The sequence below is a fragment of the Paenibacillus lactis genome (assembly GCF_017873605.1).
Classification (GTDB): Bacteria; Bacillota; Bacilli; order Paenibacillales; family Paenibacillaceae; genus Paenibacillus_AQ; species Paenibacillus_AQ lactis.
In genome coordinates this window covers 151,947-177,533 of the sequence record NZ_JAGGKI010000009.1, presented here as the reverse complement: position 1 = coordinate 177,533, position 25,587 = coordinate 151,947, and the positions used below count along the sequence as shown (strand labels likewise).

At 52.2% G+C, this 25,587-nt stretch carries 26 protein-coding genes; 25 read left to right on the top strand and 1 reads right to left on the bottom strand.

Annotated features, from left to right (window positions below):
- Positions 1–51 precede the first annotated feature (51 nt).
- The 24 genes from yfmF (at position 52) to J2Z18_RS17675 (ending at position 23,634) form a co-directional block, all read left to right on the top strand.
- Entirely contained in the window at positions 52–1,332 is a 1,281-nt protein-coding gene (yfmF, locus tag J2Z18_RS17790) for an EF-P 5-aminopentanol modification-associated protein YfmF (RefSeq protein ID WP_210095122.1), read from the top strand.
- A 3-nt stretch (positions 1,333–1,335) separates the two neighbouring features.
- Complete coding sequence (yfmH, locus tag J2Z18_RS17785) at positions 1,336–2,616, top strand: EF-P 5-aminopentanol modification-associated protein YfmH (RefSeq protein WP_210095121.1); 1,281 nt, start codon at positions 1,336–1,338, stop codon at positions 2,614–2,616.
- Between the two features lie 3 nt (positions 2,617–2,619).
- A complete protein-coding gene (gene ymfI, locus J2Z18_RS17780; protein WP_007128685.1) occupies positions 2,620–3,387 on the top strand; it encodes an elongation factor P 5-aminopentanone reductase in 768 nt (255 codons plus the stop codon).
- A 106-nt stretch (positions 3,388–3,493) separates the two neighbouring features.
- On the top strand, positions 3,494–3,748 hold the full coding sequence (locus J2Z18_RS17775; RefSeq protein WP_007128684.1) for a DUF3243 domain-containing protein: 255 nt from the start codon (positions 3,494–3,496) through the stop codon (positions 3,746–3,748).
- A 201-nt stretch (positions 3,749–3,949) separates the two neighbouring features.
- Positions 3,950–4,717 (top strand): DUF3388 domain-containing protein, encoded by a 768-nt coding sequence (locus J2Z18_RS17770; protein ID WP_007128683.1) that lies wholly within the window; start codon positions 3,950–3,952, stop codon positions 4,715–4,717.
- Between the two features lie 44 nt (positions 4,718–4,761).
- Positions 4,762–5,760, top strand: a complete 999-nt coding sequence (locus J2Z18_RS17765) for a RodZ domain-containing protein (protein ID WP_210095120.1) — start codon at positions 4,762–4,764, stop codon at positions 5,758–5,760.
- Positions 5,761–5,845: 85 nt separating this feature from the next.
- Entirely contained in the window at positions 5,846–6,019 is a 174-nt protein-coding gene (locus J2Z18_RS17760) for a hypothetical protein (RefSeq protein WP_007128681.1), read from the top strand.
- Between the two features lie 161 nt (positions 6,020–6,180).
- Positions 6,181–6,672: a YajQ family cyclic di-GMP-binding protein gene (locus J2Z18_RS17755; protein WP_007128680.1), complete on the top strand. Its 492-nt coding sequence runs from the start codon at positions 6,181–6,183 to the stop codon at positions 6,670–6,672.
- 259 nt (positions 6,673–6,931) lie between these two features.
- Complete coding sequence (gene pgsA, locus J2Z18_RS17750) at positions 6,932–7,519, top strand: CDP-diacylglycerol--glycerol-3-phosphate 3-phosphatidyltransferase (protein WP_007128679.1); 588 nt, start codon at positions 6,932–6,934, stop codon at positions 7,517–7,519.
- A 108-nt stretch (positions 7,520–7,627) separates the two neighbouring features.
- Positions 7,628–8,896 (top strand): competence/damage-inducible protein A, encoded by a 1,269-nt coding sequence (locus J2Z18_RS17745; protein ID WP_007128678.1) that lies wholly within the window; start codon positions 7,628–7,630, stop codon positions 8,894–8,896.
- Positions 8,897–9,184: 288 nt separating this feature from the next.
- The gene (gene recA / locus J2Z18_RS17740) at positions 9,185–10,246 is read left to right on the top strand and encodes a recombinase RecA (protein WP_007128677.1); all 1,062 of its coding nucleotides are present in this window, start codon (positions 9,185–9,187) and stop codon (positions 10,244–10,246) included.
- Positions 10,247–10,392: 146 nt separating this feature from the next.
- Positions 10,393–11,124 (top strand): regulatory protein RecX, encoded by a 732-nt coding sequence (locus J2Z18_RS17735; RefSeq protein WP_007128676.1) that lies wholly within the window; start codon positions 10,393–10,395, stop codon positions 11,122–11,124.
- A gap of 353 nt (positions 11,125–11,477) precedes the next feature.
- Positions 11,478–13,019 (top strand): ribonuclease Y, encoded by a 1,542-nt coding sequence (rny, locus tag J2Z18_RS17730; protein WP_007128675.1) that lies wholly within the window; start codon positions 11,478–11,480, stop codon positions 13,017–13,019.
- Between the two features lie 66 nt (positions 13,020–13,085).
- Positions 13,086–13,940: a TIGR00282 family metallophosphoesterase gene (locus J2Z18_RS17725; RefSeq protein ID WP_007128674.1), complete on the top strand. Its 855-nt coding sequence runs from the start codon at positions 13,086–13,088 to the stop codon at positions 13,938–13,940.
- 130 nt (positions 13,941–14,070) lie between these two features.
- Complete coding sequence (locus tag J2Z18_RS17720; protein WP_006211249.1) at positions 14,071–14,331, top strand: stage V sporulation protein S; 261 nt, start codon at positions 14,071–14,073, stop codon at positions 14,329–14,331.
- A gap of 92 nt (positions 14,332–14,423) precedes the next feature.
- Positions 14,424–15,386: a dipeptidase gene (locus tag J2Z18_RS17715; RefSeq protein ID WP_007128673.1), complete on the top strand. Its 963-nt coding sequence runs from the start codon at positions 14,424–14,426 to the stop codon at positions 15,384–15,386.
- Between the two features lie 179 nt (positions 15,387–15,565).
- On the top strand, positions 15,566–16,138 hold the full coding sequence (gene pduL / locus J2Z18_RS17710; RefSeq protein ID WP_007128672.1) for a phosphate propanoyltransferase: 573 nt from the start codon (positions 15,566–15,568) through the stop codon (positions 16,136–16,138).
- A gap of 280 nt (positions 16,139–16,418) precedes the next feature.
- Positions 16,419–17,978, top strand: coding sequence for a tRNA (N6-isopentenyl adenosine(37)-C2)-methylthiotransferase MiaB (miaB, locus tag J2Z18_RS17705; RefSeq protein WP_007128671.1), 1,560 nt, complete (start codon positions 16,419–16,421; stop codon positions 17,976–17,978).
- Positions 17,979–18,068: 90 nt separating this feature from the next.
- On the top strand, positions 18,069–18,518 hold the full coding sequence (locus tag J2Z18_RS17700) for a YlbF/YmcA family competence regulator (RefSeq protein ID WP_007128670.1): 450 nt from the start codon (positions 18,069–18,071) through the stop codon (positions 18,516–18,518).
- Positions 18,519–18,675: 157 nt separating this feature from the next.
- Positions 18,676–19,461: an NUDIX domain-containing protein gene (locus J2Z18_RS17695; RefSeq protein ID WP_007128669.1), complete on the top strand. Its 786-nt coding sequence runs from the start codon at positions 18,676–18,678 to the stop codon at positions 19,459–19,461.
- 64 nt (positions 19,462–19,525) lie between these two features.
- Complete coding sequence (locus J2Z18_RS17690; protein WP_007128668.1) at positions 19,526–20,074, top strand: cysteine hydrolase family protein; 549 nt, start codon at positions 19,526–19,528, stop codon at positions 20,072–20,074.
- 58 nt (positions 20,075–20,132) lie between these two features.
- On the top strand, positions 20,133–21,584 hold the full coding sequence (locus J2Z18_RS17685; RefSeq protein ID WP_007128667.1) for a nicotinate phosphoribosyltransferase: 1,452 nt from the start codon (positions 20,133–20,135) through the stop codon (positions 21,582–21,584).
- Positions 21,585–22,022: 438 nt separating this feature from the next.
- On the top strand, positions 22,023–23,024 hold the full coding sequence (locus J2Z18_RS17680; RefSeq protein WP_007128666.1) for an acrylyl-CoA reductase family protein: 1,002 nt from the start codon (positions 22,023–22,025) through the stop codon (positions 23,022–23,024).
- An 82-nt stretch (positions 23,025–23,106) separates the two neighbouring features.
- Positions 23,107–23,634 (top strand): hypothetical protein, encoded by a 528-nt coding sequence (locus tag J2Z18_RS17675; RefSeq protein WP_028405577.1) that lies wholly within the window; start codon positions 23,107–23,109, stop codon positions 23,632–23,634.
- A gap of 163 nt (positions 23,635–23,797) precedes the next feature.
- Here the strand turns inward: J2Z18_RS17675 and J2Z18_RS17670 are convergent, their stop codons facing one another.
- The gene (locus J2Z18_RS17670; protein ID WP_007128664.1) at positions 23,798–24,322 is read right to left on the bottom strand and encodes a MogA/MoaB family molybdenum cofactor biosynthesis protein; all 525 of its coding nucleotides are present in this window, start codon (positions 24,320–24,322) and stop codon (positions 23,798–23,800) included.
- Between the two features lie 113 nt (positions 24,323–24,435).
- Between J2Z18_RS17670 and J2Z18_RS17665 the strand changes: the two genes are divergently transcribed.
- Complete coding sequence (locus tag J2Z18_RS17665; RefSeq protein ID WP_007128663.1) at positions 24,436–25,476, top strand: CobW family GTP-binding protein; 1,041 nt, start codon at positions 24,436–24,438, stop codon at positions 25,474–25,476.
- Positions 25,477–25,587: the final 111 nt, after the last annotated feature.

Genomic DNA, 25,587 nt, shown 5'->3' with positions numbered 1-25,587 from the left:
TGATGAGTAAATTATGGCAATGACAATCCACGAAGTAAGGGGATAAGGACCTTGACGAAAACCGAATTTGAACACGGCACAGCCGGTGGAATGCGGATCCACGTGCTGCCTACGCGCCGATTCAAGACATTTGCGATATCGCTTTACGCCGGAAGCCCTTTAGCTGAAGATACCGTCACAACGACCGCGCTGACGCCATTCGTGCTGCGCCGGGGAACCGTATCCTATCCCGAGACCAGAGCGTTCCGGGAACGCCTTGAGCAGCTGTATGGAGCCGGCTTTGGCTTCGATATTTATAAACGGGGCGATTATCAGATCGTTCACTTCCGGATGGACACGATTAACGATTCGTTCGTAAACAGCCCGGAGAGCCTGCTTTCTTCTTCGTTTGCATTTTTAGGCGAGGCGTTTACGGAGCCGGTGCTCGAGAACGGCGCATTCCGCAAAGAATACGTGCAGACCGAGCGCGATACCGTAAGGAAGAAGCTCGAATCCATCGTGAATGATAAAATCCGCTACGCCGCCGAGCGCTGCATCGAGGTAATGTGCAAGGATGAGCCTTACCGTTTGCATCCTTTGGGAGAACGCAAGGATCTCGAAGGAATCACGCCGGATGGGCTTTATCAGGCTTACCGGAAATGGCTGGATGAGTCGGTGCTTGATTTGTACGTGGTTGGCGATACCACCCTTGATGAAGTAAAGAAGCTTGTGGAGGAGCACTTCAAGCTGGACCGGACGCAGACCAAGGATTACAAGCCTTCGGTTACGCGCGCGGCGGCTAGAGATACCCAAACGGTCATCGAGCAGCTGGACATTAACCAGGGCAAGCTGAACATGGGGCTCCGCAGCACCATCACGTACGGGGACGACGAGTATGCCGCAGCCCTTCTTTACAACGGCATTCTTGGCGGATATCCGCATTCGAAGCTGTTCGTCAACGTGCGCGAGAAGGCAAGCCTCGCTTATTACGCCTCTTCCCGCTATGACGGGCTTAAAGGCATCGCCACGATCCAGTCCGGCATTGAGGTTCAAAATTTTGACAAAGCGGTGGATATCATCCGCAAGCAGCTGGATGATATGGCGCAAGGCGCCATTACGGATATCGAGATGTCCCAGACGAAGGCCATGATCCGGAACGTGATCAAGGAAATGCAGGATTCGGCCTTCGAGATGATCGCCTATGATTTCAACCGCCAGCTGTCCGGCAAGGAGCGCACGCCGGATGAGCTTCTCGATCAGGTGGATCGCATGTCCGCGGATGATGTGAAGCAGGCGGCCTCCGCATTTTCACTGGACACGATTTACTTCCTGAAAGGTCAAAAGGAGGAATAGCCCGTGGAACGCATTCATTATGACAACCTGCAGGAGACGCTGTATTACGAGGTGATGGATAACGGGCTGCGCGTCTATGTGCTGCCAAAGCCCGGATTCCAGAAAACCTATGCGACCTTCGCTACCAAATACGGTTCGGTGGACAATCACTTCAAGGTGGAGGGAGCAGCTGAGGTTCGGGTGCCCGACGGGATCGCGCATTTTCTCGAGCACAAAATGTTCGAGGAGCCAGAGGGCGATATCTTTGCGAAATTTGCTTCCAACGGAGCTTCCGCCAACGCCTTCACCAGTTTTGACCAGACCGTGTACCTATTCTCCGCTACGGATCATATCCATGAAAACCTGGAAACCTTGATCGATTTCGTTCAGAACCCTTATTTTACGGACCAGAACGTCGAGAAGGAGAAGGGGATTATCGGCCAAGAAATCAATATGTACCAGGATAACCCGGATTGGCGCGTATATTTCGGGCTGATCGAGGCAATGTTTAAGGTGCATCCCGTTCATATTGATATTGCCGGCACGGTGGAGTCCATCGGAACGATCACGAAGGAAGACCTGTACACCTGTTACAATGCATTCTATCATCCAAGCAATATGCTGCTGTTCGTGGTCGGCGGGGTGGACCCGGAAGAGACGATGAATTTGATCCGTTCCAACCAAGCGCGGAAATCTTATGATCAACAGGGCAAGATTGAGCGTATTTTCGATCCTGAGCCGACGGAGGTCGCCGAGAAGCGGCGCGAGAGCCGGCTTGCGGTATCGCTGCCGAAGTGCCTGTTCGGCTTCAAGGAGAAGGAGACGGGCTTGTCTGGTGAGGAGCAGCTGCGCCGGGATTTGACCACCAAGCTGATGATGGATCTTCTGTTCGGGGCGAGCACCGAGCTGTATCAGAAGCTGTATGAAGACGACCTGATCTCGGACAGCTTCGGGCACGAATACAACAGCTCGCCGGAGTATGCGTTCTCCGCGGTCGGCGGGGATACGAAGGATCCGGACGCCCTGCTTGCCCGCATCCGCGAAGAAGTCGATAAGCTGAAGGCCAGCGGATTCCGGGAGGATGATTTCGAGCGGGCCCGCAAGAAAAAAATGGGCGGTTACCTGCGCATGCTCAATTCCCCTGAGAACATTGCGCATGAATTTACACGTTATCAGTTCCGCGGTGCCGACCTGTTTAAAGTGCTGCCAGTCTATGAATCGATCACGCTTGAAGAAGTAAACCGCCGTCTCCAGGAGCATGTCGATTGGAATCAGCTGGCTGTTTCGATCGTGGTGAGTCCGTAGGTGATGACAGGCATGGGAAAGGAAATGAAGCCGATCGGGGAGATGACGGTGCTTATTACAGGCGCCAGCAGGGGAATCGGAGCGGCGATTGCCGAGCGCTTCGCGTCGGTTCGGATGAATGTGATCATCCACTATATGAATTCGCATGAAGCAGCCAATGAAGTGGCGAGGCGATGCCTTGAGCATGGCGCGCGGGTGCTGACGGTATCGGCCGACCTGCGCGACAAGGAGCAGATTTTGCGGATGAAAGAAAAGCTCCAGAGCCACGGCATGGAGCCTGATATTCTGGTCAACAATGCTGGGGTGTCCCACTATGGGCTGTTGTCCGACGTTACCGAAGCGGAGTGGGATTCCCTCATGTCGATTAATTTAAAAGGCATGTTCCTATGCACCCAGGCTTTCATGGATCGGATGATCTCCCAGCGGTTCGGGAGAATCATCAATGTGTCCTCCGTCTGGGGACTGTCCGGCGCCTCGTGCGAGGTGCTGTACTCCACAAGCAAAGGCGGCGTCAATGCGTTTACGAAGGCGCTGGCGAAGGAGCTAGCCCCTTCGGGCGTCACCGTTAATGCCGTTGCACCCGGCGCGGTGGATACGTCGATGCTGGAGCATTTGGCTTCCGATGAGATTCGGATGCTCGAAGATGAAATTCCGGCGGGCCGGTTGGCGCATCCGGATGAAATATCGTCGCTTGTATATTTTCTGGCGCTGCCCGAATCCGGATACATTACCGGTCAAGTGATCAGTCCGAACGGCGGATGGGTGACGTAGGCGGCAATCGTGGTGTAATTCACCACTCATAAGGGATTGATTACGGGGACATATTACTATTGGTTACTTCAATCTCAATTGCCACAAGCAAAAGGAGGATTTCATCATGTCATCCGTAATCAAGAACTTTGATTCCTGGAAGAAGTTCCTGGGCGAGCGTGTCGTGCAAGCCGAAAAAGCCGGTATGAACGAAGACACCATTTCACAGCTTGCGTACGAAATCGGCGACTTTCTCGACGAGAAGATCGACCCTCAGAATGCTTCCAACCGTGCAATTAAGGAATTGTGGGACGTAGGAAGTGAAGAAGAGCGCCGCGTGATCGCCCGTCTGATGGTGAAATTGGCCAAACACAACGCCTAATACGCTTGCAAAAAGCCCCCTTTACAAGGGGCTTTTTGTCAAGATAAAAGAATGTAATTTTCATGTCACCGTTAATACTTGCCTTTCATTTTTATTTTATATATCATTAACGTGACCCATTAATCATTTGACTCGTTTTTTGTGGAAAATACAGGGGAATTGTCGAATATAGATGGAAAAGAAGTGCAAAGAGGTGTCTTTGTGGAATCGAATCAGTGGTACATGGAGTATAAAATACATAAAAACCGGCCGGGCCTCCTTGGCGACATCGCCTCCGTGCTCGGTATGCTGGAAGTGAACATCCTGACGATCAACGGCGTGGAAGGCCGTACTCGCGGTATGCTCCTAGAGACCGATGATGAAGAAAAAATCATCCTCATGGGTAAAATGTTAAATAAGGTTGCGAATATTACGGTAACAGCCTTAAGACCTCCCAAGCTGGTGGATATTTTGGCTGTCCGGCATGGACGATACATTGACCGGGACTCGGACGATCGTAAAACATTTCGTTTTACGCGCGATGAGCTCGGTTTACTTGTTGACTTTTTGGGTGAAATGTTCAAAAGGGAAGGAAATCAGGTGGTGGGACTTCGGGGCATGCCGCGCGTCGGCAAAACGGAGTCTATTATTGCGGGCAGCGTCTGCGCCATGAAGCGCTGGACCTTCGTTTCGTCCACCCTGCTGCGGCAGACGATCCGCAGTCAGCTCTCCGAGGATGAAATGAACCCGAACAACGTGTTTATCATCGACGGAATCGTCAGCACGATCCGTTCGAATGAGCGTCATTACCAGCTGCTCCAGGACATTATGAGCATGGAGAGCACGAAGGTGATCGAGCATCCGGATATTTTCGTGCGCGAATCCGAATATTCCTATGATGATTTTGACATTATTATTGAATTGCGAAACAATCCGGACGAGGAAATCGTTTATGATACGTTCACAGGTTCTTATAGTGACGATTTATAATATGTTCTTCGGACTACATAGTATTCTAAGTAGGAGGTGATGGCATGTCCGAACTGGGACAGCAATTGAGGGAGGCGCGTCTGCAAAAAGGAATGAGCCTTGATGACGTGCAGGAAATGACAAAAATACGCAAACGATACTTGGAAGCCATCGAGGCAGGGGATTACAAAGTACTTCCCGGCAGTTTTTACGTGCGGGCATTCATCAAAACCTATGCGGAAGCCGTGGGCATCAACCCGGAGGAGCTGCTGGAAGGTCATAAACAGGATGTTCCGAAAACGGAAGCGGAGCCGACGATGGAGCCGGTGATCCAAAAACGCGCCAGCCGGCCTGCAGGCGAACGGAATATGAAATGGCTGCCGACCCTGTTGATGTGGACGTTTCCCATCCTGATCGTCGTGGTGATCTACCTGGTTGCGACCCATTCCAATAAATCGGATGCGCCTCCGGTCAGCCAGAATGACCAGACGCAGACGGATCAGGGCCAGCAACAGACGACCCAAACGCCGGGTGATGGCGATGGCGCCAAGGGCAGCGGGACTACGACAGGCGAAACCGGCGGTGACACGAACGGCGAAGGGACGGATGGCACGGACGGTACGGATGCCGCTGACGGCACGGATACCGCTGACGGCACCGAAGGCACCGATAATACGGACAGCACCGATGGTACGGATGGAACGGGTACGGATAGTCCGGATGACGCGGTTCCAGGTCAAACGACGGTGACGCAGGATCGGACCGAAGGCAAAAACACCATCTTTAAGGTAACGGGATCTAATGTAAAGGTAGAGCTTGTGGCAGGCAGCAATGCCCAGAGCTGGGTTGAAGTATACCGTGGGAAAAATTCGTCCGGGGAGAAGCTGTTTTTCGGGATGCTGGAGAACGGCGCAGCGATCAGCTACGATCTCGACAGTCAGGGCATGTACGTAAAATCCGGCAACTCGACCGCAACAACGATTAAGGTAGGCGGGCAGACGGTGACCGACGGCAAGACGACGTCCCGCATCATTCTCGAGCCGGCCGAAGCCGCTACTGAATAATTGCCTTGCTTCGAGGAAATGATACTAACGGCATGTTTGGATAAAACATGCTGTTATTCACTTCCTGTTTATGAGGTGATGCGGTATGACGGTCAACTGGATCGTGTTCGGATTGGGTGTTATTGTCAGCCTCTTGGGATATTATTTAATTCCAGGCGACTGGGGATACGGCATATTAGGCTTTGGGCTGGCATTTGTCCTGCTCGGAATTCTGAGCATGTTCCGCCGTCCGATGCGTGAGCCGAAATCAAGACATTGACGATGGATGGGCTTCGTGTTCGCCGGGCCGGCGGACAACGGGGTCTTTTTCGTTCCCGAAAATGAAGGGCGCGCCGCCTGTATATGTCATTTACGGATTAGACTTGCGCCTTCGTTTTACCTATAATAGAAGCAGCATAATGCAAGGAGGAAGGATTCACCATGGCTTCGGAAAATTCATTTGATATCGTATCCAAGATGGATATGCAGGAACTGAACAACGCGGTTAATCAGGCTGAACGGGAAATCGAGAACCGTTTTGATTTCAAGGGAAGCAAGAGCAGCCTGAAGCTGGAGAAGGACGCCCTGATCATTACGTCCGACGATGAGTACAAGCTGAATGCGGTCATCGATATTCTGCAAACGAAGATGATCAAGCGCGGCTTGTCGATCAAGAACGTCGAGTACGGCAAAATCGAACCGGCTTCGATGGGAACGGTGAGACAGCGGCTGGCGCTGAAGCAGGGGATCGATCAGGAGAACGCCAAGAAGATCAATATCCTTATCCGGGATTCCAAGCTGAAGGTCAAGAGCCAGATTCAAGGGGACCAAATCCGGGTAACCGGAAAGAGCAAGGACGATCTTCAAGCGATCATGCAGCTGCTGCGCAAAGCGGATCTGCCGCTCGATTTGCAATTCACCAACTTCAAATAATCTATGGACGTTTCATCTGCATTCCTGCCGGCTTGCAGTTTGTCCTTTTGACAGGCTGCAATCGGAAAGATTATACTAAAAAACGATATATAAGAATTAACGTATACATAGATTACTGGGGGATGAATATGACGGAAAGCGTTCAGCGCTTCAGACCTTTTTGGCCCTTGGGAGGGGCGGCCTTGCCGCGAGTGATCCGCTCAGCCGTTTGTGGGGCTGCTGAAATTTCAAGACAACCCGATGCAAGGGAGGTTGCCCTATGAATTTACCCAACCGAATCACGCTTGCCCGTATATGCTTGATCCCTATCATGATGGTATTTTTGCTGGTGGATTTTGATTTTTACCCGGATCCGATTGTGTGGCACGGTTTCGAGCTCCCGTACAATCAGCTGATCGCGGCGCTGATCTTCATCCTTGCTGCAAGCACGGACGGGATTGACGGGTATTTGGCCAGGAAGAACAACATGGTAACGAACCTCGGAAAGCTGCTGGATCCGCTGGCAGACAAGCTGCTCGTGGCGGCTATTCTCATTTCCCTTGTGGAGATGGGCAAATGCGATTCTTGGATTGCGGTTGTCATTATCAGCAGGGAGTTTGCGGTTACCGGATTGCGCCAGATTGCGCTTCTTGACGGCGCGGTCGTCGCGGCCGGGCAGTCCGGCAAGATCAAAACCGTCATTCAGATTGTGGCGATTGTCGCGCTGCTGATTAACAACTTTCCGTTTGTGTTCCTCGGCATCCCATTCGATATCATTGCGATCTGGGCTGCTGCGGCCATTACGATTTATTCGGGAATCGAATACTTTGTCAAGAACAGGCATCTGCTTGACGGTGCAGGAGCATAACAGCAATAGGAGCAATCCTATTGCTTTTTTCTTCCGCGCTCCATTGTTATCACCGTTTGAGCCATATCGAGACCAAACATAAAAGAGTACAGGAGGGGCTATTATCGTATGAAAGCAGAGATCATTGCAGTCGGAACGGAATTGCTGCTGGGGCAGATTGTAAACACCAATGCCCAGTACTTATCCAGAGAGCTTGCAGCCATGGGCATCGACGTATATTACCAAACCGTAGTCGGGGACAACATGGAGCGATTGAAGGAAGCGCTCCGCCTGTCGAGCAGCAGAGCGGACATCGTCATCCTATCGGGCGGGCTCGGTCCTACCCAGGACGACCTGACGAAGGATGCGCTGGCTTCGCTGCTGAACCGGTCGCTGCATATCGACAGGATGGCCATGGACCGCATTGAGCGTTTCTTCCAGGACCGGGGCGTCGTTATGACCGAGAACAATCGCCGCCAGGCGATTGCCATCGAAGGGGGAACGCCGCTGCCGAACGAAACCGGGCTGGCCGTTGGCAATGCGATCACGCAGGACGGGACGCATTACATCGTATTGCCGGGACCGCCGAAGGAATTGATCCCGATGTTCGAGCAGCAAGCCAAGCCTTGGCTGCTCCAGCATGTGCTGACGGATGAGCTTCCGATCTACTCCAAGATGCTGAAGTTTGCCGGAATCGGGGAATCTGCCTTGGATGAGAGGCTTTCGGACCTGATCACCGAGCAGACCGACCCGACGATCGCGCTGTATGCGAAGGACGGTGAGGTGACCGTCCGCATATCCACCAAGGCTGCAAGCGAGTCCGAAGCGATGGTCCGCCTTGATGAGCTGCAAGAGCGGATTCGCGAGCGCGGCCCCGAATTCATGTACGCCAGCGAGGATGTGCCGATCGAGAAGGTGATTGTCGACACGATGGCAGACCGGGGATTGACGCTGAGCGCGGCGGAGAGCTGCACGGGCGGTCTGGTGGCGGAAAGCTTGACCTCCGTACCTGGCAGCGCGACGATGTTCCTTGGAGGGATCGTTTCCTACACGAATGAAATGAAGCGAAAGCTTGTGCATATCCCGCAAGCGTTGCTGGAAGGCGATGATGCGCCCGGCGCAGTGAGCAGGGAGGTCGCTCAGGCCCTCGCGGAGAATGTCCGGCTGATCACCGACAGCGATTTCGGACTGTCCGTTACCGGCGTAGCCGGCCCCGGTTATGCCGAACGCAAGCCGGTGGGGCTTGTATACATCGGATTGTCCCAGCGCGGAAGAGAGACCGAGGTGCACGAGCTTAATCTTCAAGGCAACCGGGAGACGATCCGTTTGCGCGCGACGAAGGCGCTGCTGTACCGCTTATGGCGGCGGCTTGTCTCGGAGGGATCGGAGCAGGCGTAGCAGGAGCCCCAACTTCGTGAATGAATGCGGAGCTGCATGACATAATAATAGTAAATCTTTTACATTGTTCTTGAACTGGAGAATCGATCCAGGTATAATCGGAAGTACGGAAGAACCGTGGCATATCGAAGGATGATGCCGCGGTTTTGCTTGTTTATGGAGACTGCCCGGAATTGAGCAGGGAAGGGGGAGGGTTAAAAAAAACGAATGTATGTTCGAAAAAAAGCTTGGCAAACGTGTCAAAACAAGGTATGATTAGACTATCAACAGTGAAGGGTTGTGGAACAATTGTCAGATCGTCGTGCTGCGCTTGAAATGGCGCTTCGTCAGATAGAGAAACAGTTCGGAAAAGGTTCCATCATGAAATTGGGTGAGTCCACCCATATGCAGGTAGAGATTGTGCCTAGCGGATCGCTGGCATTGGATATAGCACTTGGAACCGGCGGATTGCCTAGAGGCCGGATTATTGAAGTATATGGACCGGAATCCTCCGGTAAAACAACTGTAGCGCTCCATGCGATTGCTGAGGTTCAGAAGACTGGCGGACAAGCTGCGTTTATCGATGCCGAGCACGCACTGGATCCGTCCTATGCGAGCAAATTGGGCGTTAACATCGATGAACTCCTGCTTTCCCAGCCGGATACGGGTGAGCAAGCGCTTGAAATTGCTGAAGCTTTGGTGCGCAGCGGTGCAGTCGATATCATTGTTATCGACTCGGTCGCAGCGCTTGTGCCGAAGGCCGAGATTGAAGGCGACATGGGTGACTCCCATGTGGGTCTGCAGGCTCGTCTGATGTCCCAGGCTCTGCGTAAACTGTCCGGCGCGATCAACAAGTCCAAAACGATTGCCATCTTTATTAACCAGCTTCGTGAGAAGGTCGGCGTTATGTTCGGTAACCCTGAGACGACACCGGGTGGCCGTGCCTTGAAGTTCTACTCCACCGTCCGTTTGGATGTACGCCGTGTAGAGAGCATTAAGATGGGGAATGACGTCGTAGGTAACCGCACACGGATTAAAGTGGTTAAGAACAAAGTTGCGCCTCCGTTTAAACAAGCCGAGCTTGACATTATGTACGGTGAAGGCATCTCCAGAGAGGGAAGCCTGATCGATATCGGTACTGAGCTTGATATTGTGGATAAGAGCGGTGCTTGGTATTCCTTTGGCGGCGATCGTCTTGGCCAGGGACGTGAGAATGCGAAGCAATTCCTTAAGGAGCATCCGGAAGTGGCGAATGTGATCGAGAACAAAATCCGGGAAGCAAGCAACTTGACCACGGTTGTTCCTGAACCGAGCGCAAGCGAGAAGGAGCAAGAGGAGCTGGAAGAGCAAGATCTATTTAAAGTGGAATAATGCCCAGCTATTTCTGATAGTGCTAGGACCGTCCGGTGTTGAGAAGAACGCCTGGACGGTCTTCTTTGCATTATCGTAATGCGGGGATCATAATAGTCATCCATGGTATGGAGTATGTAAAAGCTGCAGAGCGATAAGGAGAAGCTATGAGTGATAATCGTGAAATAACCGAAGAAGCTTCTTCGGGGATCGAGCATTTTCCGGATCAGGAGGATCTGGTGATCACGTCCGTGGAGAAGCTGCGCAAGCCTAGAGGACGTTATAAGATATCGTTCGGTCCTTATGAGATGACGGTTCATGAAGACGTGATGCTGAAATACCGTATGCTGAAGGGGAGCATTTTCCGCAAGGAGGAGCTTCAGGATATCGTAGTCGTGGATGAAAGGCAGCGGGCCTATGTTGAGGCGCTGAATTATCTGTCAAGGAAGCCCCGGACATCGCAGGAAATCGTGCAGCGCCTGCAGCAGAAGGGAGCGGATCCGGATAGCATAGAGGTGACGCTCCGGCGGCTTGAGGCGGAGAAGCTGATCGACGACGCATTATATGCGAGAATGTGGGCGGAGCAGCGGATGACAGGGCATAAGAAGGGCCGCCTGTGGGTAAAGCAGGAGCTGAGGCAGAAAGGGATCCGGACCGAGCTGATATCGGAGGCGCTGAGCGAGGTAAGTGCCGAGGAGGAGCTGGAAAGCGCACTTGTGGTTGCAAGAAAGAAATGGCAGCAGACGAAGGGCGAGCTGCTGGATCGCAAGCGGAAGACGGGAGCGTATTTGATGCGGCGCGGCTTTAGCGGGGAACAGGCGAGGCAGGCGCTAAGGCGTCTAATCGAAGAGGAGCAGGAGTATGGAGCGGACGACCAGGAACTGGAAGAGTTTGAATGAAATGAACGAAAGGTGCCAACCTCTGCATAGATATTGGCACTTGTGACTGAAACTGACGTTTACCCATTGCTTTCCCTTGACAATATCTTTTTATAAATAATAAAATAAACATGAATCTTTTTTTAAATTAGCATCCTTTTTCCTTCCAAAAAAGTGACTACTTTGTGAAAGATTCATTTTATCGCTAATTCATAGTGAAATGAATTCCGCTGGATTCAAGCGGAATATGCGGGCAACCAGATGCACGCAGCATGGACGGCAGGCAGCTGCCGGTATTTTATGTATGAATGAGTAACTGACAATTGCACATTTCCCAAGGAATGCCTTGGAGGAACCAACGAGGAGGTGATCAGATGCATCCAATTTGGTGGATCATAATCGTTCTCGTTGTAGCCGCTATATTCTTTGGGTTCGGTTATTTTATTCGCAAATCCCTTGCAGAAGCTAAAATTTCCAGTGCCGAGCACGCCGCTTTGCAGATTATTGAAAGTGCAAAGAAGGAAGCAGAGGCATTGAAGAAAGAAACGGTTCTTGAGGCTAAAGACGAAGTCCATAGAATCAGAGCCGAAGCTGAAAAAGACACTCGTGAGCGCCGTAATGAAATACAACGGCAGGAGCGCAGATTGTTGCAAAAGGAAGAGTCGCTGGATAAAAAAATAGAATCTTTGGAACGTAAAGAAGAACAGGTGGCGAACAAAGAGAAACGAATTGAAGAGACCCAGCAGCAAATCGATGCGATTTACAAGAAGCAAACAACGGAACTGGAGCGCATCTCCAACCTGACGATGGAGGATGCTCGCAACATTATTCTCAGCAATGTCGAGCAGGAAGTTCGTCACGAAACCGCTCAGATGATCAAAGAGATCGAGCAGCAGGCGAAGGAAGAGGCCGACAAGAAGTCACGCGAGATCATTACGCTGGCGATTCAGCGCTGTGCGGCTGATCACGTGGCTGAAACGACGGTATCTGTAGTTACGCTGCCGAACGAAGAGATGAAGGGCCGGATCATCGGACGTGAAGGCCGGAATATCCGTGCGCTTGAGACCCTCACAGGGATTGACCTTATTATCGATGATACGCCGGAAGCTGTTATATTGTCCGGATTTGATCCAATTCGCCGCGAGATTGCGCGAACAGCGCTCGAGAAGCTGGTGGCGGACGGACGGATTCATCCGGCACGTATCGAGGAAATGGTGGAGAAATCCCGTAAGGAAGTTGACGAACGCATCCGCGAATACGGAGAACAAGCAACCTTTGAGGTTGGCGTACATGGTCTGCACCCGGATTTGATCAAAATTTTGGGACGACTGAAATTCCGTACAAGCTATGGGCAAAACGTGCTGAAGCATTCCATGGAAGTCGCCTATTTGGCTGGTCTGATGGCTGGCGAATTGGGCGAAGACATCGTTCTTGCGAAGCGAGCAGGACTGTTGCATGACATCGGTAAAGCGCTGGATCATGAAGTGGAAGGTTCACACGTTGAAATTGGCGTGGAGCTGGCGAAGAAGTATAAGGAACATCCGGTGGTTATCAACAGTATTGCCTCTCACCACGGGGATTGCGAAGCAACTTCCGTGATTGCGATGCTGGTAGGTGCTGCTGACGCATTGTCCGCGGCCAGACCGGGAGCACGCAGAGAGACGCTGGAGACGTATATTAGACGCCTTGAGAAGCTCGAAGAAATTTCCGAATCGTTTGAAGGCGTGGAGAAATCCTATGCGATTCAAGCAGGCCGTGAAGTTCGCGTCATGGTTCAACCTGAAAAGATCGACGATGCCGAAGCATTCCGCTTGGCACGCGACATCACCAAGACGATTGAGAATGAACTGGATTACCCAGGGCATATCAAGGTCACCGTGATCCGGGAAACCCGAGCGGTGGATTACGCGAAATAATGCATCGAATTTAGAAAGTGGCCGCTATAACGGCCACTTTTTATCTTTACAGAAGAAAAGAACGCAATGGAATCGGAAGCCTATATTCAAGTTTTGCAGAAGCTTCCTGTTAGAGGAGTGATTGACATCAACGTCTTATTTATCGGAGATATCGTTGGCAGCACGGGGCGAAAAGCGTTGAAAGCATCCCTGCCGGAACTGAAGTCGAAGTACAATCCGCATATCATCATTGCTAATGGCGAGAATGCGGCGTCAGGGCGGGGGATCACCTCGGCCATCGCAAACGAGTTTTTCAATTGGGGCATTCACGGCATTACGATGGGCAACCATACGTGGGACAACAAGGACATTTTTGAATTCATTGACGATGAGCCGCGAATGGTTCGGCCGGCGAATTTTCCGCCGGGAACCCCGGGGCAAGGGTATACGGTAATCAAAGCCAACGGCAAGCAGCTGGCGATCGTGAACCTTCAAGGCCGAACGTTTCTGCCGGCGATCGACTGTCCCTTCCGGGCGGCCGATGACATCGTGGACGAGCTCCGTCTGAAGGTGAAGTGCATTCTCGTCGATTTTCACGCCGAAGCTACTTCGGAGAAAATAGCCATGGGCTGGCATATGGACGGACGTGCTTCTATGGTCGTCGGTACCCACACGCATGTACAGAGCAATGATGACACCATTTTGCCTGGTGGAACGGCTTATATCACCGATACCGGTATGGTCGGCTCCAAAGAAGGAATCCTCGGCATGCAGCGCGAGGCGGTGCTGTATAAATTCAAAACCCAGCTTCCTGCCCGCTTCCAGGTCGATGAAGGGAAATGGCAGTTCCATGCCGTATTCGCCGAGCTGGACGAAACGAGCGGCAAAGCGCGCCGGATTGAAAAAATCCGCATGTATGAAGATGAATGGCGAATGGATTAAAAGCGGTGAAATCCGTTTAATGAAAAATAGGAACGAATGGCAAAAAGCAGGAATTTTTTCCCCTCTCACGAATAACATCTAGTAAGCGGAAGCAAACCATCACTCAACATTCCCAGGGGAGGTACTTACCATGGAAGTATTAAAAGTTTCAGCAAAATCCAATCCCAATTCGGTTGCAGGGGCGCTAGCTGGAGTTCTTCGGGAACGTGGGGGAGCAGAGCTGCAGGCGATAGGGGCGGGAGCACTGAACCAGGCCATTAAAGCTGTTGCGATAGCCCGGGGATTTGTAGCACCGAGCGGGGTGGATCTGATCTGTATCCCTGCTTTTACGGATATTGTGATTGATGGCGAAGACCGAACGGCAATTAAATTAATTGTGGAGCCTAGATAGAGTTTAAAGTGAGGTATAGCCTGTTTACCCTTTTTTCGAGTAAGCAGGCTTTTTGCTATGACCAAGCCCTGAAGGGAGAGGCCTGAGCTGTTATGCAGACGGTTGATTTTCACTGTGACGCCTTAAGCAAATTATGGGAGGATTCGAGCGCCTCCTTTAAGAACGATCCGAAGCTGGATGTCAGCCTGGAGCGAATGATTCAAGGTCACGTTGATCTGCAGGTGTTTGCTGTATTCTTATCGGAACAGTACGGCCGGCCGTCGTTTGAACGGGTGCTTGCGCAGATTGAAGTGTTTCGAAGACGCCTTGCGGATCCAGGATTCGTGAAGCCGCTGCTCTGGAAGGAGCAGGTTCAGGCGATTAGGGAAGGGAGCGGGAAGGACCGCTATGGCCTGCTGTCGCTCGAGGGCGTTGACGGGCTGGAAGGGAATCTCCACTATGTGAGGCTGTGTTATGAACTGGGCGTGCGTTGCATGGGGATAACCTGGAATTATGCCAATTGGGCGGCGGATGGAGCGATGGAGTCCCGAAACGGCGGTTTTACGGAGCGGGGCCGTGAGCTGGTAAGGCTGTGCAATGAGATCGGAATGGTGCTGGACGTGTCCCATTTGTCCGAGGCCGGCTTCTGGGAGCTGATGGAGCTGACGAGCCGACCCGTCATCGCTTCCCATTCGAATGCCTATACCATCTGTCCGCATCCGCGTAATTTACGGGACGATCAGATACGAGCGCTTGTTGCCTTGGACGGGCGAATTGGAATAACGTTCGTGCCATGGTTCATACGGAGCGATGGGCAGGGAGTGAAGCCGGAGGATCTGCTTCCGCATATTGAGAAGATTTGCGAGCTTGGCGGAGCAAAGCATTTGATGTTCGGCTCGGATTTCGACGGGATTGACCGGTGGGTTGAAGGACTGGCGCATCCTGGGCACTATCCAGACCTGCAGGAGCTTTTGCTGAAATATTACCCGGAAGATGAGGTGCGGGGATGGATGTCGGGCCATGCGCTTCGTTTCCTGGAGGGCAACCTGCCATCGAAAGCGGAAGATAAGTCGTGATTTAAAAAGCAGCATCAATGCCGGTCCATTCGATAAAACTTTGACAATCTTGTAGCAACCATGCAAATCCATGAGAAGCGGGGGCCGTAAACGAACGGCTCCCTTTTTATTTTTGGGTAATAGAGAGTATAATAGACAATGGCATGTACAGCATATAGAGAAAACAAGGAGTGAGTCAGATGAGTAAAACTGTACCTGTGGGTGTATCCGCCCGCCATATTCATTTAACCCAGGAGCATATCGAGGCATTGTTCGGCCCTGGATATCAATTGACCGAAATGAAGCCATTGTCCCAGCCAGGACAATTCGCAGCGAATGAAACGGTTGCTGTAATTGGTACGAAGGGACAATTCGATAAAGTGAGAATTTTGGGACCTGCCCGTCCTGCGACCCAGCTTGAAATTTCGCGCACCGATTCCTTTGCGATCGGCGTGAAGGCTCCAGTCCGCGAATCCGGCAACATCGCCGGCACGCCGGGCATTACGATTAAGGGCCCTGCCGGAGAAGTCACTGTCGACGAAGGGGTTATCGTTGCAGCCCGTCATATTCACTTCCATACCTCCGATGCGGAAAAATGGGGGATCAAGGATAAAGATATGCTGAAGGTGCGCCTTGGCGGAGAGCGCGGATTGGTTCTGGAAAATGTCATCGCCCGCGTATCCGACAACTATGCGCTGGATATGCACATCGACACGGATGAAGCGAACGCAGCCGGTGCTAAAACAGGCGATACGGCCGAGATTATAGACTAAATCATACTGTGATAAAGAATAAGCCTGAATCGATGGGAGTCGATTCGGGCTTTTTTAACGTTCGCCGTCCACATTTACGGGTATTCCGGTGGTAGCTTCGCTATAAAGATCATGATATAATTTAAAACAGTGCCTATTGAAGTCGTGTTCCGCATTAGCGGCTGCTCGCTCCGCCGTTTTCGAAAGAGCGGGCAGCCAAGGCTGCTTGCGCGAACAGGCTATGATACTGCAGGATGAAATTTGAAACCAGAGATATAGCGGATCTAAGGAGTGACCTAGCATGTCCAAGGAAAGTAAGGACTACTCCAAGTATTTTGATTTTTCAGGCGCGAAGATTCTCTCGGAAGACGAGCATGGCAAGAGAATCCGGATTAACGGCCGGGAAATCAATATTCTATCGGAGCCTAATCATAGACAGGAAAAACAGCGCGGCAAAGAGAGCGTGCAGGTATTGTACGATACGGCGCTGCCGGAAGAATTCAAGCAGCTTGGCGCGGGCAAGCATTACATCGTCTATACTTACGGCTGCCAAATGAACGAGCACGATTCGGAGACGATCAAGGGACTGCTCGAGCAAATGGGGTATCAGTCGACGGAAGACCGTAAAGAGGCGGACATCATTCTGCTCAACACCTGCGCAATCCGGGAGAATGCGGAGGATAAAGTATTCGGCGAGCTCGGCCATTTGAAGCATCTGAAGACCGAGAAGCCGGATATGCTGCTCGGCGTGTGCGGCTGCATGTCGCAGGAAGAGGCTGTGGTGAACCGAATTCTTCAGAAGCATGGCTTCGTGGATCTCATCTTCGGCACGCACAATATTCACCGTCTGCCGCATTTGATTCAAGAAGCGTTGTTCAGCAAGGAAATGGTCGTTGAGGTATGGTCGAAGGAAGGCGATATCGTCGAGAACCTTCCGAAGAAACGGGAAGGACTTCGCGGCTGGGTTAACATTATGTACGGCTGTGACAAATTCTGTACATACTGTATCGTTCCATATACCCGCGGGAAGGAGCGCAGCCGCCGTCCGGAGGACGTGATCGCCGAGGTGCGTGAGCTCGCCCGCCAAGGCTATAAGGAGATTACGCTGCTTGGTCAAAACGTGAATGCCTACGGCAAGGATTTCACCGATATCGAATACCGCTTCGGCGATTTGATGGACGATATCCGCAAAATCGATATCCCCCGCGTCCGGTTTACGACGTCCCACCCGAGAGACTTCGACGATCATCTGATCGAGGTGCTCGCCAAGGGCGGCAACCTGGTGGAGCATATCCATCTGCCTGTGCAATCGGGCAGCTCGCAGGTGCTGAAGCGGATGAGCCGTAAATATACGCGCGAGAGCTACCTGGAGCTCGTTCGGAAGATTAAACAGGCTATCCCTGATGTCGTTCTAACGACGGATATCATCGTAGGCTTCCCTGGGGAGACGGATGAGCAGTTCGAGGAAACCTTATCGCTCGTACGCGAGGTGGGGTATGACTCGGCATTTACCTTCATTTACTCGCCGCGTGAAGGCACGCCGGCAGCCGTCATGGAAGATAACGTTCCGATGGAGGTTAAGAGCCAAAGGCTGCAGCGCTTAAATGAGGTTATTAATGAGTTCAGCCGCAAGAGCAATGACCAGCTGCTTGGAGCCACCGTGGAGGTGCTCGTGGAAGGAATCAGCAAAAATAACGATTCCGTGCTGTCCGGACGGACGCGGAGCAACAAGCTGGTCCATTTCGAAGGCTCCCCTGACCTGATTGGGAGCTTCGTTCAGGTGAAAGTGACCGATACGAAGACCTGGTATATTAAAGGCGATCTCATCGCCGATCCGGTGCCGGCCTCGGATGCTGTATAAGTAATCATGTAATTGTCGATCGCCCGGTTTTCTGAAAGGACATATAAAAATTGGGTTTATATAGATGACAAAGAATTGGAGCGATGAACCTTGGCACACGAACATGGTCGTACGAACACTTATGGTATGAAGACCTATAATACAAGAGAGCTAATTATTCGAGACGATATTTTGGCTAAAGCCGGAGAATTGGCTGAGATGATCTCCACCAGCGAGGAAGTGCAGGTGTTCAAGAAAGCGGAGGAGAAAATCCGCAATCACGAGCGCGTTCAAAGCTTGATCAAGACAATCAAGAAGAAGCAGAAGGAAATTGTAGCATTTGAAACCTTCCAGAACAAGGAAATGGTTGCTAAAATCGAACGCGAGATCGAGGAGCTGCAGGAGGAGATAGACAGCATTCCGCTGGTCGCGGAATTCCAGCAAAGCCAAAGCGATATCAACTACCTGCTTCAGCTGGTCGTGTCGGTCATTCATGACACCGTATCGGAAAAGGTAAATGTGGAAACCGGGAAAGACACGCCGCCAAGCAGCTGCGGATAAACCATTGAGGGTGCGGATATGAACTCCGCACCTTTTATACGTTAAAGAATCGAAAATGCAGCAATTGGGGCATAGTAATCCATATCTGCAATTCCTGGCAAGGAAATCCTTGACATCATTTTTATATATGTCATAATGAAATTATCAAATTAATATTATGGTGATGGATATGACGGATCATGAACAGGCGCCAAGCAGCAGTGCCAAGAAGTACAGAACGCCGGACGGTGTGCCTGCCGACATCGTGATGTTTACGTTGACGAAGCGGGAGCGCAAGACCTTCACCAAGACCCTCCCGATTCGGGAGCTGAAGGTCATGCTCATTCGCCGCAGATCCTGGCCGTGCGCCGGGATGTGGGCGCTGCCCGGAGGTTTTTGCCGGGAGAGCGAGTCCATTTACGATGCTGCCAAGAGAGAACTGAAAGAGGAAACAGGCGTGGACGGCGGCCATCTGGAGTATTTGGGCGTCTACAGCGCACCGGGGCGTGATCCCCGCGGCTGGATTATCAGCCATGCGTTCTATGCGCTGGTGGAGGAATGGATGCTGGAGCACCGGCAAGCAGCCGATGATGCGGAAGAAGTCGGACTGTTTACGATCAACGAGGCGTTGGAGGAGCTCGAGCTTGCCTTTGATCACCGGGATATCATCATGGATGCTTACCGGAAGATTCAGCAGCAGATGCTGCAGACGACGATCGCCCGGCAGTTTCTGCCCGAATTTTTTACGCTGAGCGAGCTGTACCAGGTGATTCAGACGGTTGTGCCTGAGTTTAAGGAGCCGAATTTCATCCGCAAAATTACGTCGACCCGCAGCCGGCAGGGGATTTTGGAAGAGGTACGGGACGATAGCGGCAAACCGCTAAGCTCCAACCAGTATTCCCAGCGGCCGGCGCAGTTGTATCGCTTCACGGATCATGTACCGTTGTTGTCGATTTATACGTAGGATTAAAGAATCAGGTGCAGGTGTGTTTATTCAATGTCATCATTCTGTAGAGGAGTGTGTCATGATGAAGGCTTTGATCGTGATAGATTTCACGAATGATTTCGTGGACGGCAGCTTGCCGGTAGGAGCTCCCGCCGTAGACATTCAAGGAACGATTGCCAAGCTGACGAAGCAGTACTGCGAACGGGGAGACTTTGTAGTGATGGCTGTTGATCTTCATGAAGAGAAGGATCCATACCATCCGGAGACAAAGCTGTTCCCGCCCCATAACATCCGCGGCACCCGCGGGCGTGACCTGTATGGGGAGCTGCAGGAGGTTTATGAGGGTTATAAGGATCGCATTTATTGGATGGATAAAACGCGGTACAGCGCCTTTTGCGGTACGAATCTGAATCAGAAGCTGCGGGAGCGTGGCATTACCGAGGTGCATTTGATCGGGGTTTGCACTGATATTTGCGTACTGCATACGGCAGTGGATGCTTATAATTTCGGATACGCGATTACCGTTTATGAGGATGCGGTGGCAAGCTTTAATCCGCAGGGGCATGAGTGGGCGTTAGGTCATTTTAAAGGCAGTCTCGGAGCGGCAGTCGTACGAAGCGACGCTAAATAATGGACGGCGACATTTTCCCGTCACGGGATAGCCGGGTATTACTTGGAGGATGATGGTTATGCAGACAGCAGGATTGGCTCTTCACACGGACAAATATCAGATTAACATGATGTATGCCCATTGGATCAACGGTTCCCACCGAACCCGTGCGGTCTTTGAAGCGTATTTCCGCAAGCTGCCGTTCGGGAACGGCTATGCGGTATTTGCCGGATTGGAACGTATCGTGAACTACATCGAGTCCTTGCGTTTTTCGGAAGAAGATATCGCTTATCTGGCTAAACAAGAGGAGAACTATAAGCCGGAATTTCTGGATGAGCTGCGCAGCTTCCGGTTTCGCGGAAGCATTCATTCCATGCCCGAAGGTGCGCTTGTGTTCCCGAATGAGCCGCTGATCCGGGTGGAGGGCACCATCTTCGAAACGCAGCTTGTGGAAACGGCAATCTTGAACTTCATGAACTTCCAGACCTTGATCGCAACAAAGGCTTCACGGATTCGTCAGGTTGCCGGCAACGACATCCTGCTGGAGTTCGGCACACGTCGTGCCCAAGAGCTGGACGCGGCCGTTTGGGGCGCACGCGCAGCGTATTTGGCAGGCTTCCATGCAACGTCCAACATGCTTGCCGGGGAGAAATTCGGCATTCCGACGAAAGGCACCCATGCCCATTCCTGGGTACAGACCTTCCGGAGCGAGCAGGAGGCCTTCGACATCTTCGCCCAAGTGATGCCCGATCAAGTCACGCTGCTGGTCGATACGTTCGATACGCTCAAGAGCGGAATCCCGCATGCGATCGCCACGGCCAAGAAACTGGAAGCCCAAGGGAAACGGATGAATGCGATCCGCCTAGATAGCGGCGACCTGGCATATCTGTCGATTCAGGCCCGTAAAATGCTGGATGAAGCCGGGCTGTCGTATGTAGGGATCGTCGCATCCAACGATTTGGATGAAGGGACGATTATGGATTTGAAAGCGCAGGGAGCCAAGGTGGATACTTGGGGGGTAGGAACCCAGCTTATCACTGCAGCGGACCAGCCCGCGCTCGGGGGCGTATATAAGCTTGTCGAGCGGGAGGTTGACGGCAAGATGGTGCCGACCATCAAAATCTCCGGCAATCCCGAGAAGGTTTCGACCCCTGGCAAGAAGGACGTGTACCGGATTATTTCCCGGGGAAGCGGGAAAGCAATCGCCGATTATATTTGCTTTCCGGATGAGCCGATGCCGCCGGAGAGCGGCAAGCTGAAGCTGTTCAATCCGCTTCATCCTTACATGCGCAAAAATGTGCGGAATTTTGATGCGATCCCGATGCTTACGCAGATCTTTAAGGACGGCGAGCTCGTCTACGAGCTGCCGAAGCTGGAGGAGATCCGCAGCTTTCATAATGCACAGCTGGATCAGTTCTGGCCTGAGTATTTGCGGAAGCTGAACCCGGAGATTTATCGGGTTAATCTGAGTGAAGAGGTCTGGGATGTCAAGCAGCGGATGATGGCTGAGTTTATGGAGCATGATGAATAACATTTGCGGATATGATAATGACGCTCCCTTCGAAGCACTGCTTCCGAGGGAGCGTCTTTTTCGTGCCCCCGCGCACATTCGCTCTAAAAACTTCAAAGGTAATCCACTAAAAGTTATTTGTTAACCGGCTTTTTTCATCCAGGATAAAGCGGTTATCAGGCTATTTCTCGGGAAAGCGCAGGAATCGCCATCGTCCGTGAATTTATACATGTTCTCGACAATTTGGATTCACTTGCGGCAGGCAAGAAACCGGGATACGTTAATGATATGAATGAAATAAATCATGGTGCGATGACAGGTTTTTCGATTACGATGCAGAAGGGAAAAAAGGTATACGCGTTTAAATGTTTAGGAAGCAAGAGGAAGAGCCCGGGTCCACCCTCGGAAGCGGATGTACCATGTTCTCGGGCAAGAATCAGGAGAAGGAGCGATATACAGATGAACACGAATCTGCAGTTTCAGGCCTTTGTCCTCCGTCAGGACGATCAAGGCGGGGTACAAAGTGCTGTAGAAAGCTTAAGGCTGGATCAACTGCCGGAGGGAGATGTGCTCGTGCAGGTGAGCCACAGCGGCGTGAATTATAAGGATGGGCTGGCCAGCATCCCGAACAGCTCGATCGTCCGCAGGTATCCGTTTATTCCCGGAATCGACCTGGCCGGAAAGGTCGTTGAATCCACGCATCCCGGCTTCAAGCCTGGGGATGGGGTGCTGTGCACGGGGTATGAGCTCGGCGTTTCGCATGAGGGCGGCTTCAGCCAGTATGCCAGGGTCAAAGGGGACTGGCTGCTTCATCTACCGGACGGACTGTCTCCGAGGGATGCCATGGCGATCGGGACGGCCGGCTTTACCGCGGCGTTGTCGATCGCTGCCTTGATCCGGAACGGCTTGTCGAATGATCAAGGTCCTGTGCTGGTGACCGGTGCCACTGGCGGGGTAGGAAGCTTCGCCGTATCCATCCTTAGCCGGCTTGGCTACAGCGTGACAGCATCAACGGGTAAGACCAGCCATGCCGAGTGGTTAAAGCGGCTTGGCGCAGAGGACGTCCTGTCGCGGGAAGAGACGGCAGCCGATTCCGGAAAAGCGTTGTCGAGCCAAAAATGGGCGGCTGTCGTGGATCCGGTCGGAGGAAGCCAGCTCGGCTCGCTGCTCAAGAGCGTCCGGTACGGCGGCAGCATTGCCGTGTCCGGCATGACGGGCGGCGGGGCATTTGAAACGACCGTCTTTCCGTTCATCCTGCGCGGGATCAACCTGCTTGGGATCGATTCGGTATTTTGTCCGCTGGATGTACGAACCTCGATTTGGGAAAAGCTTGCGGACGAGTGGAAGCCCGAAACCGTCCTTGCCGAAGGCATTACGGAATACGGCTTGACCGATTTGCCGGGGCTGCTGCAGACCATACTGGCAGGAGAAGCGGTCGGAAGGAGCGTCGTTCGATTATAATGGCGGCCGGCCGCATAATGTTGCTCATCCGCAGGCATCCTATTGGAAGGAAGCCTTTGACCTAATGAAAGGGTGAGTGAACATGATGGTCCAACGATATGTTGCCGCGCTTATCATCTGTATGATTTTATCGATGACACTTGGCTGCTCCAAGCAGGTCGCGAAGGAAGAAGCACGCTTGTACAGCATGCAGGCCTATGAAGAAGGGTCGAGGGAAGCAAGGAATGCGGGGCGCGGCCGAAACGGCAGATTGCTTGAAGATCTTCAAGCCGCTTTCAGCCAAGAGCATATCCGGCTGACCAACGAAACGTTTACTGAAGATGACATCGGCAACCTGACGTATCAATATCGAATCAACAATGATGCCAGTCAGTTTATTACGGTATATATTTATCAGAGCCCGGAAGCCAGACGAAAAGGGATGGACGAAATCTACGGTGCACAAGAGGGGGATGTCAACGTAGGAGGGGGCCATAACCTGATCTACAGCGACAAGGAGACATCGATCGTTTATACGTCCACAGGAGATAAGACCGATAACTACTACAGCCTGTTCAAAAAAATAGCGCCTCAATTGCTTAATGAGCATGACGGTCGTGCAGGCAGTTAATAAATGTCCTGAACCGCGAGGGGCATCCTTAAGGTCCGAAATTGGACGCTGGGATGCCCCTTGCTATGTCCTTAACGCGTGCTTCGCTTGTTCTTTAGCCCAGAATCTTAGAGGAAAGCATGACGGAAGCTTTCATTGCGTTAAGGGCTATAAACCGCTCGTATCAGCGTTTGGGCTCGTGCTTGATTAATTCCTGCTTAATATGCGTCAGCTCCGGCAGCAGCAAGCGATTCATCGCCAGCTTTACGGCGCCGGTGGAACCAGGCATCGAGAATACGGCCGTATTTTGGATCGTCCCGCCAATCGCACGGCTCAAGATGGCAGCGGTTCCGATGTCCTCGGCAAAGCTGAGGTAACGGAAAATTTCCCCGAAGCCGGGAAGCTCCTTCTCCAGCATAGAGGAGACGGCTTCATAGGTCGTATCCCGGCTGGAAATGCCCGTCCCTCCCGTTAGGAGTACGATATCGATATCCGGCCGGCTAACGCCCGTACGTACGGTCTCCCGGATCTGCTCATAATCGTCCTTGACGATCGTGTATGCAGCGATCCGATGTCCCGCCTCTTCCAGGAGGCGGATCATCAGCTGTCCGCTCTTGTCATTGTCTGTGGTCCGGGTATCCGAGACGGTGACAACCATGCACTGCACGATGGCAGGAGCTTGCTCTTTATGCTCTTGAACTGAGTTCATGTTATCACTACTCCTCTTAAAGATGTAAGCGGCGGCGAAGCTTGCGATCGATCACCGAAATGTAGTACACTCGCTAGCATAATGATAAGTTGATCAAGAAGGAGTACATATTCGTGGAACATGTGACACCCATATATATTTTATCAGGTTTTCTTGGCAGCGGGAAAACAACCTTGCTATCACGTATGATCGCTTACTGGAAGGCTCAGGGCTTGCGGCCTGCGATCGTTATGAATGAGATCGGGGAAGTGAATATCGATGGTCTGATCGCCGGGGAAAATGTGCCGACAGCCGAAATGCTGAGCGGCTGCATTTGCTGCTCCATCCGTGCTGATCTGACATCGGAGATCGCCATGCTTGTCCAGAACGAAAAGCCGGATGTCATCGTGATCGAGGCAACGGGCATCGCCAATCCGATGGAAATTTTGGATGCGGTAGCCGAGGCTTCCCTCTACATGCGAATGGACGTAAAAAAGCTGATAACCGTTGTGGATACCGCTCATCTGCTCCACCTCAGCGTCGAGCAAAAAGGGAAGACGTACCGCTTGATGCAGGAGCAGATTCGCTCGGCCTCCGTGCTCTTGTTAAATAAAACGGATCGGGTGAGCGCGGCGGAGAAGGATGCGATGGAGCGATTCGTGCACCGCTGGAACCCGTACGCGCCGATTTTGCCGACCGAACGCTGCGACGTGAATCTGGATGAGCTCCTAGGCAGCCTTCCGGACCACGAGAATCATCCGGTGATGCCGCGGCATTCAGCCGAGCAAGAAGCGGATGAACCGCAGGGCAGGGCCGTACCTGAAGGGGTCGAGGATCAAATTCAGCCGGAATCGAGTCACGCCGAGCATTCCCACCATTCCCATGATCATGTGATGTCTTATACATATTACTTCAGCCGCCCTGTCAACAGTGAGGAATTCGAGAACTTCATAGCGGGGCTTCCACGGGATGTGTACCGTGCCAAGGGGGTACTGACCTTCAGCGATACGAACAGCCGATTCCTGTTCCAGTATGCATTTCGCGAATCGGATTTCATGAAGATCACGCCTCAAGGTCGTGTTCCGGATGTCGTGGTGTTTATCGGAGAGCATTTCAACAAGTCCGTGCTGCAAGCGGAGCTTGAAGCGCTCGAAGGAAAGCGTACATCCGTCTAGGAACGGCAGGCGCAGATCAATCGTGTCCCTGCCTCGCGTGACGCAGCGCGTGATTCAACCGGTGTTCGGCAGTTTAATACAAGGGCATAGCGTTATAATTACAAGGAGGAT

Excerpts from the sequence above, each read along its gene's own strand:
- J2Z18_RS17685 (WP_007128667.1), top strand. The coding sequence starts at position 20,133 with ATGCAGACAGCAGGATTGGCTCTTCACACGGACAAATATCAGATTAAC.
- J2Z18_RS17775 (WP_007128684.1), top strand. The coding sequence starts at position 3,494 with ATGTCATCCGTAATCAAGAACTTTGATTCCTGGAAGAAGTTCCTGGGC.
- J2Z18_RS17670 (WP_007128664.1), bottom strand. The coding sequence starts at position 24,322 with ATGAACTCAGTTCAAGAGCATAAAGAGCAAGCTCCTGCCATCGTGCAG.
- pgsA (WP_007128679.1), top strand. The coding sequence starts at position 6,932 with ATGAATTTACCCAACCGAATCACGCTTGCCCGTATATGCTTGATCCCT.
- J2Z18_RS17695 (WP_007128669.1), top strand. The coding sequence starts at position 18,676 with ATGGTGATGGATATGACGGATCATGAACAGGCGCCAAGCAGCAGTGCC.
- J2Z18_RS17690 (WP_007128668.1), top strand. The coding sequence starts at position 19,526 with ATGAAGGCTTTGATCGTGATAGATTTCACGAATGATTTCGTGGACGGC.
- rny (WP_007128675.1), top strand. The coding sequence starts at position 11,478 with ATGCATCCAATTTGGTGGATCATAATCGTTCTCGTTGTAGCCGCTATA.
- J2Z18_RS17720 (WP_006211249.1), top strand. The coding sequence starts at position 14,071 with ATGGAAGTATTAAAAGTTTCAGCAAAATCCAATCCCAATTCGGTTGCA.
- J2Z18_RS17680 (WP_007128666.1), top strand. The coding sequence starts at position 22,023 with ATGAACACGAATCTGCAGTTTCAGGCCTTTGTCCTCCGTCAGGACGAT.
- miaB (WP_007128671.1), top strand. The coding sequence starts at position 16,419 with ATGTCCAAGGAAAGTAAGGACTACTCCAAGTATTTTGATTTTTCAGGC.
- J2Z18_RS17765 (WP_210095120.1), top strand. The coding sequence starts at position 4,762 with ATGTCCGAACTGGGACAGCAATTGAGGGAGGCGCGTCTGCAAAAAGGA.
- J2Z18_RS17725 (WP_007128674.1), top strand. The coding sequence starts at position 13,086 with ATGGAATCGGAAGCCTATATTCAAGTTTTGCAGAAGCTTCCTGTTAGA.
- J2Z18_RS17755 (WP_007128680.1), top strand. The coding sequence starts at position 6,181 with ATGGCTTCGGAAAATTCATTTGATATCGTATCCAAGATGGATATGCAG.
- pduL (WP_007128672.1), top strand. The coding sequence starts at position 15,566 with ATGAGTAAAACTGTACCTGTGGGTGTATCCGCCCGCCATATTCATTTA.
- J2Z18_RS17735 (WP_007128676.1), top strand. The coding sequence starts at position 10,393 with ATGAGTGATAATCGTGAAATAACCGAAGAAGCTTCTTCGGGGATCGAG.
- J2Z18_RS17675 (WP_028405577.1), top strand. The coding sequence starts at position 23,107 with ATGATGGTCCAACGATATGTTGCCGCGCTTATCATCTGTATGATTTTA.
- ymfI (WP_007128685.1), top strand. The coding sequence starts at position 2,620 with ATGACAGGCATGGGAAAGGAAATGAAGCCGATCGGGGAGATGACGGTG.
- J2Z18_RS17760 (WP_007128681.1), top strand. The coding sequence starts at position 5,846 with ATGACGGTCAACTGGATCGTGTTCGGATTGGGTGTTATTGTCAGCCTC.
- J2Z18_RS17715 (WP_007128673.1), top strand. The coding sequence starts at position 14,424 with ATGCAGACGGTTGATTTTCACTGTGACGCCTTAAGCAAATTATGGGAG.
- J2Z18_RS17745 (WP_007128678.1), top strand. The coding sequence starts at position 7,628 with ATGAAAGCAGAGATCATTGCAGTCGGAACGGAATTGCTGCTGGGGCAG.